The organism is Bradyrhizobium sp. Ec3.3 (assembly GCF_000472925.1).
GTDB lineage: Bacteria > Pseudomonadota > Alphaproteobacteria > Rhizobiales > Xanthobacteraceae > Bradyrhizobium.
On record NZ_AXAS01000063.1, the window covers coordinates 19,528 to 26,745 of the forward strand.

At 60.3% G+C, this 7,218-nt stretch carries 1 protein-coding gene; it reads left to right on the forward strand.

Annotation, left to right across the window (positions count from 1 at the left end):
• Positions 1-1,051 precede the first annotated feature (1,051 nt).
• Positions 1,052-7,123, forward strand: coding sequence for a XopAD/skwp family type III secretion system effector (gene xopAD / locus YUU_RS53085; RefSeq protein WP_051390109.1), 6,072 nt, complete (start codon positions 1,052-1,054; stop codon positions 7,121-7,123).
• Positions 7,124-7,218 lie beyond the last annotated feature (95 nt).

The window sequence follows — 7,218 nt, forward strand, 5'->3', positions numbered from 1 at the left end:
AGTCCTATCGAGATCCTACTGGATCATTCGAAATCACGATCTACGGTCAATCCTCATTGGCAAGGAGCGTTTCGATGAAATTAGCGGCAAAGGCGGGAAGGAGTTCGTTGAAAGTGATCAAACGTCGTGGCTGGCGCGTTCTTGCCTGCAGCGAAGTTGGGCTATGACGGGCATTGATGGGCGCGGCAAGTCGCCGGTCACGGAACTTGCAATCGGACCCTCCGAAGGGGCAGAGGCGTCTCGTTCGTCGGGGCGCCCTGGTGCTGCAGAAGGCCGCCAATCATTCAGTTCTGTTGTCGATCAGCTGCGTTCTGAGCATCAGGAGTCAAGGGCGTCCTCGTCTCGCACCGCGCCCGGCAGCGCGGATGTTTTCCGCGACATGTCTGCTTTCAGCGCACGGCAAATCCTGGCGCATGAGCTGCAGCGCGAAGCCGGTGGCAGCCGTCGGCCTTTCCTCTCCCGGGAGGAAGCGAGCTCCTCCCGTTCCGATCGGTTTCTGTTGCGCGAGCATCCAGAGCGATCGCAAACAGAGTCGCGTCCGGCGGGTGGGCGATCGATCGCTGACCGCGGCGGCCGAACAGAAAGGCGGCGCATGCAAACGGTCCACGGTGCAGGCGCGGAGCGATCTGATGTCGAGTCTAGCAGTGCATCACGTCGGGAGGCGAGCTCTGTCCGTTCGGGGGGCGAGCCCCTCCCCGGAGATCGAGGGACCGAAGGCTCGCCACTGGACGCACTGCAGCGGCATAGCCATTCCTTGCCCGGCCTGGATGCCCAATTACGAAAGCGGTGCAGGGAGCATGTGGAGACCGACCAAGGCTCAGGTTCGAAGCGACCTGCGAAGCGCCATCATGGGGCGCCATATCGTGAAGCCAGAGTCTCACGCTCTGATGGCGAATCCGAGCTCGGCGACCAAGATGCCCGGAACTCGGCGCGAGCGACGCTTGCGCCCCATGCAGAATCCCTCGCCGGCCTAAGCGGGGGGCAAAAACGAAAGCGTGCCGACGATGCTTCCACGCAGAGCGTCGAGGGCGCGAACGCAGAAATACTTCGAATGCGGACAGAGGAGCTCAACGCAGCTCTACAAGAGATCGATCGCGCTCGCGACATTCGTGGGTTCTCAATTGCAGTCGTCGATCATGCGAAGCGGCTGCGGGGCGCGGACCTGGCTACGTTCCTGCAAAAGGCCGCGGGCGACTTCGAAGCAAGATTTGTCGGCCAGTTGGTGGGCAACATTCGCTCAGCGTGGGGTTATGCCACGGCCTGCAACGCGGTGAGCCGAGAAGGCGGAGGTCGAGCCGGCATAGAGGTTTGCAGGGCCCTGGCTGCTCGCGTGTCTCGGCTTGATGACACGCTAATGAGGAAAGTGGAGCCTAAAGCTCTTTCACTCTTCGCTTCATCGTTCGGTCGACACGCCTGGGCGGAGGAATGCCGGAACGGAGCGATCAGGATTGCCGAATTTTGTCGCTATGATACTGGAGTCCTTCGAGAGCTGAACTGCCAAAGTCTATCGTTGCTGGCGAATGGTTTCAGCAAGTGGCCAGAAGAGTCAGAGTGTCGTGACGCAACACTGGCAATCGCTGATGAACTCCTGAATCGCGCCCGCCGTGGTGCTGACGGACTTCGCTCTTTTCCCCCGCAGCAGCTGTCACACCTGGTGAACGGCTTCAGCAAGTGGCCACAAAGGACGGCCACGCGCAGGGCCACACTCAGGATCGCCGATGAAGTTCTCGGTCGCGTCGAACAACTCTCCAGGTTTACCTACCAGGACTTGGCGAACCTGGCCAACGGTTTCAGTAAGTGGCCGGACCGGACGGCCACGCGCGAGGCCACCCTTGCAATTGCCGATGAAGTTCTTTTCCGCGGCGCCAAGCTCTCTAATTGTCCGGACCAGGAACTGGCGGCTTTGGTTAATGCCTTCAGCAAGTGGCCAGATACGATGGCCACTTGCGAGGCGACACTCGTAATCGCTCGCGAAGTTCTGAGCCTGCGCGGCAAGGACCGTCTTCCTGGCTTCAATCCGCAAGGACTAGCTAACTTGGTCAACGGCTTTAGCAAATGGCCGGCAGAGGAAGATTGTCGGCAGGCCACAGTCGCAATCGGCCGTGAGATTTGTCGCCGAACCCGCGAGCTCGCTCGTTTCAACGAGCAGCACTTGGCAAACCTGGTGAACGGTTTCAGCAAATGGCCGACTGAGCGAGTCTGTGGCCAAGCCACAGCGGCAGTCGCCCGTGAGGTCCGACAGTCCGGCCGACTGTCTCGTTTTAGTGAGCAGGAGCTGGCGAACTTAGTAAACGGCTGCAGCAAGTGGCCCAAAATGTCGAACACTCGCAAAGCTGCGGTTGCAATCGCCACCGAGATCCATTGCCGCGCCCAAGGTGACGACCGGCTCTCCAGTGTTCCTCATCACTTCTTGGCGAATCTGGTGAACGGTTTCAGCAAATGGCCGGAGGAGGAGGCCTGTCGCCAAATCACGATTGCAATCGCCAACGAGGTCCGTCGCTGCGGCGAGCATGAGGATCAGCTTTCTCGGCTTACTCCGCAGGGGCTATCGAATTTGGTGAACGGCTTCAGCAAATGGCCGGCAGAGGTGGACTGTGGTCAAGCCACAGCCGCAACCGCCCGTGAGCTCCTTCGCCGCGCCGGCGAGCTCTCTTGCTTTGAGGAGCAGCACCTGGCCAACCTGGTCAATGGTTTCAGCAAGTGGCCGGCAGAGGACGACTGTGGCCAAGCCACGGCCGCAATCGCCCGTGAGGCCCTTCGCCGCGCTGGCGAACTCTCTTGCTTTGAGGAGCAGCATCTGGCGATCCTCGTGAATGGTTTCAGCAAATGGCCGGAGGACGTGACCTGCCGCCAAGCGACAGCGGCAATAGCGGCTAGGGTCGGTAACACCGCCCAGCTGTCTGGCTTCAATGAGCAAGAAACTGCGATGCTGGCGAATGGCTTCAGCAAATGGCCGGAGGAGGCGAGCACTCACCATGCAATGATGGCGATTGCTTCTGACGTTCTTTCTCGTCCTGGCAACACCGATCCGCTCTCCGGTTTTACTCCGCAGGGGCTGGCGAGCCTAGCAAATGGCTTCAGCCATTGGCCCGAAGAAGCATCGTCTCGCGAAGTCATTGTCGCAATTGCAGCTAAGATTCAAGATGCTGACCGGTTAGCTCATTTTGATGAGCAGGAGCTGACGAACCTGGTCAACGCCCTCAGCAAGTGGCCGGACGAGGAGGTGTGCTTTCGAGCGATAGTGGATATCGCCAGCGGGCTTGGCACCGCAGACCGACGATTCGCCAGCTTTAGCACGCCTCAGCTCGGCATCATCGCGAATGCTGTGGGGCGAGCCGTGTTGAGGGGAGAGGAGAGCGGCGAGATTAGCGAGACCGCTCTGCTGAAGGATCGGTTACATAGGTTGGCCCACTACCTGCACTATGCAAGTGATCGCCTCGAGCAGGCCGAGCTCTTGAGCATCGCCAACCTTTTCAAGCCGCTGGCTAAGGCTAGGCTGTTCGATGATCTGAGCTCGCTCGCATCGGTTGGGTTAAATCGGCTTGACGAATTGCGTGGTGACGCCGGCTTTGCGAGCCGGCATAACCTCGAGGCCATGGGACATCTCTGCGTCGCTGTGCTACCGCTGGCACGCAGTCCTCATCTGCGCTGGCACCGTAGACAGGCCCTAAATTTGTTGAACGACCTCCAGGGCATTGTCGAGGAAAAGATCGCTGCGCATATTGAGGCGGACGATGCGGAACGGATCCGCGGCCCGTACGCGAGCCGTCGCCCCGCGCTCTCAATCTATCAAGTGCTCAAGACCCGTGCGATCCTGAAAACGATGTTTCGCCGACCGTATGTCGAGGGCAAGAAGTCCGATCTGCAGATGAGGCAGCAGGACTTGCAGCGTGGGACCAGAGAGATCCTGCGCATTACGCGCGATCTCATCGAGCGCGATCTTTCCAATATGTGCTGGAATCTGATCGCGGAGATCGAGTCGGATGGTCCCGTGGGTGCGCTGGACTCGTTCTTGGCGCAGGATGCAGCGACAATCCTGGCGCAACATCACCCCGCTGCCTTCGACGTGCATCGGGTCTTGCGAGACATGGACCACGAGCCCACGCCTCCAAAGGAAAACGCGGGTTTGATGCAATTGCCAGTGGTAGACATGCAGGGCCGGCGCGTGGCCACGGAGCGCGAGACAAGGTATTCCGCTTTTCATCGCCTGACCGCAGGTGCGGTTCCCGTCGTCGCGGTCCAACTGCCGGCAAAGCCGAGCGCCTTTATGCTGGCGCGGACGCTCACGGTTGACGGCGTGCCCTATCGCATGGACTTGTTCGGCGGAGGCAAATTGAAGCCGCCGCGATTGACTGTGGCGCAGATCGCTGGCCGTACGCCAGGTGACGTCCGCGTACGTTCCGGGGGGCAGCTCTTGGCCATTCCGTATGCCGACACAGCAGCCGGCACGGATTTCGAGCGAATGTCGCGCGCCTGGGCCCCCTTCAAGGAGGCTTATTTCTATACGCAGCGCAGGGGATTTGCGGCGCCTCCGGCGATCAAGGGTTTGGGACCTCACGACTCCGCGTTGGAGGGCGCATTCAGGCTGTCGCTGCTGCCGGACCGTCCGGAAGGCGAGGCGCATCCCTTCAGACTTAGTGGACCGCAGGGGCCGATCGCGCTGCGGCCACATGACGGTTGCGGCTTCATCAAAGCCTCGCTGGCCGAGCGAATGCTGGCCGTTCGCCGCGGCGCGACTCAAGACGGTCCTGAGCGGGTGCCGGCCTATGGTGAGGGACGCAGATCATCGCTGCCCGCCTCGGCGCTGCAGCATTACCCGCGCAGCGAGCAGGTGGCCGATGAGGCGGAACAGAAGACCAAGACCTGGCTCCAAAGCAGAGAAGGGAAAAAACTGACCTTCGAACAGATCTATCGCACCGTGACGGTCGGAAACATCGGGGGACCCGGCGCCGTTGCAGTACCATCCAGCGATGGCCGTCTCCATGTGCCCGCGCTCAAAAGCGAGACTTTGACCGCGAAAGGGGGCGTCCTGATCGGGCGCTCCCCCTATGACAAGGCCAATCTGCGTCCGTTTGCCGCCGAGCAAGTCAGGTCGGCAACCGACGGGGATCCAACCGCGGCGTTTCTCGATACGTGCGTGGCCATGCAGTACAGCTTCAATGCGGCCGAGAAATCGCACGGTGAGCTCGCTGCCGACAATGCCACGTTCTTTGCCAAAGGCATTCTGATCGTGGCGCCCGATGCAATGTGGCCCACTGCCTTCGCCGACCGAGGCGTGGTGCTATCGGCCGAGGACGTCAAGTGCCATTCGCGCTGGACCGAGCGCAAGGACCGCGTCAAGGAGGACACATCGCTCGAATGTGTCGGCATCCTCCAGGCAACCGAAGTGTTCGCTCCGGGGTCGCTGGTTGCAGTCCCGCCTGACGAACAGAAAAGGCTCGATGGCGACTTCGACGGGGACACTGTCATTATCCTGGGCGATCGGCCTGCCCTGTATCAACACGTACGCCAATTCGATCAAGAGGAGCAAGCGCGCGGACTACGCTCCCTTAAGCCGCCCAAGTCGCACACCCCCGCCATCGAGGGCGAGCGTTACCAGTTCAGTCGCACCAGCCAGATCCTGGCCGCCACGCAGAACGTCCTGGAAACGTATACGGGTCTGCAGCGCACCTTTCTGGCGCAATCCCACGACGCACGAGGCTGGTTCGCCGAGCGGGCCGTATTTGGGACGTATGAGGGCATTCAGCAGGAACTCAAGCGTGACCTTCGTGAGCTGTTAAACCAGGAACAGCCGAGTCGGCAGGACATCCAGGACACGCTCGTCAGGGCAAGGCACGAGATCGAGGCGGCAGACCATGCGGTCGCTCGCGAAATCGCCGGCCTGCTCGTTGCCGACCTTGGGACATGGGCTACGGATGAGCACGCCCCGCCTGTAACCGCTGAGGGCAGCGGCAATGCAGGGCTGACGCTGAGCACGGAGCTGTGGGAGCTCTTCCCCGATCTGGCGGAGGCTTTTTCCGCAACGGCTCAGCCACGAGAGCGTGTCCAAATGCTTGTTGACCACTACCCGGCGCGGATCCATCCCCGACCCGATGGTTACCATCCCGATGACCTCGTCCGAAGCGCAAACAACCTCCTCAGTCTCGGGATCAAGGTCGGAACCGACGCCTATAAATCTGACACGGGTGCCGGCCTTTTTCTGAAGAAAAGCCATCAGCTTCAGCGACTGCTACAAGCAACCCCGGGACTGAGGCCCGCTCCCTACAGCAAGAACATAGCAACAAGTCTCAACCAGGGCAGGCTGGATCTCGATGCGACATTGGCAAATCTGAAGGACAATCCGACGCTTGCGGCCTCGGTCATGGAAGCCTCCATCAAGCTTAGCATGGAGAGCGGCATTCTGCCTGAACCATCCGGCCGTCGCCCGGCCGCAGCCGATTCTATTGCGACGATCACTCTGACCCGCGAGGAGGCCGCCGTGCGCGCTAAACTTGAGACTGAGCGCGCCAAAATCGAGGAGGAGACAATCACGACTACGGTATGTGAGATTGCCGAAACGCTCCGCACAAAATACCAGATCGAAGTTGAGATGCCCCACGTCGATCGCCGCTTGAAATCGGAAAGGACCATACGATTGCAGCTCACCGGCGTGAGCGTCCCCTGCGAGAGCGCTTCACAGCTGATCAACAACGCCGTACGTCATGTCTTCAGGATCCCTGATGGGCAGTTTGCAGCGGCCTTCAGAAAAGCCATGCTGGCCTTCGACGATCGAGGCTATGCTGAGGTCAGCACGACCAATTGGTTTAGGATACGAACGCCGAACTTCGTGGGGATCAAGACTGTGCTCGCCACAGCGCAAGGTTACCGCTTTGAACTGGAGTTTCACACACCAGACAGCTATCGGGCCAAGCTTGCCAATCATGATACGTATAAGGAGCTGGAGGAGCAGCAGCAACCAGGAGCCGGAAATGGACAGGATCAAGTTAAATCCAAAGAACTCGAGCTCTGCGTGCGAGAGGTTTGTAAGCAAGTTGCCATCCCTGAGGGCGCTAAGGATATCTTGCATTGGAGAGCGGAAGTGGGCCGCGCGGGGAGCGCCAGCTCCGTCTTTACGTTCCTCTAGGCTGTCGCCTCCGAGCCTCGAATCTTAGATCACCTCATCGCCTGCTCTGTAACCTCTTCATCGCGATCTCACCGTACGGCGCTGTTGGCAAGCTC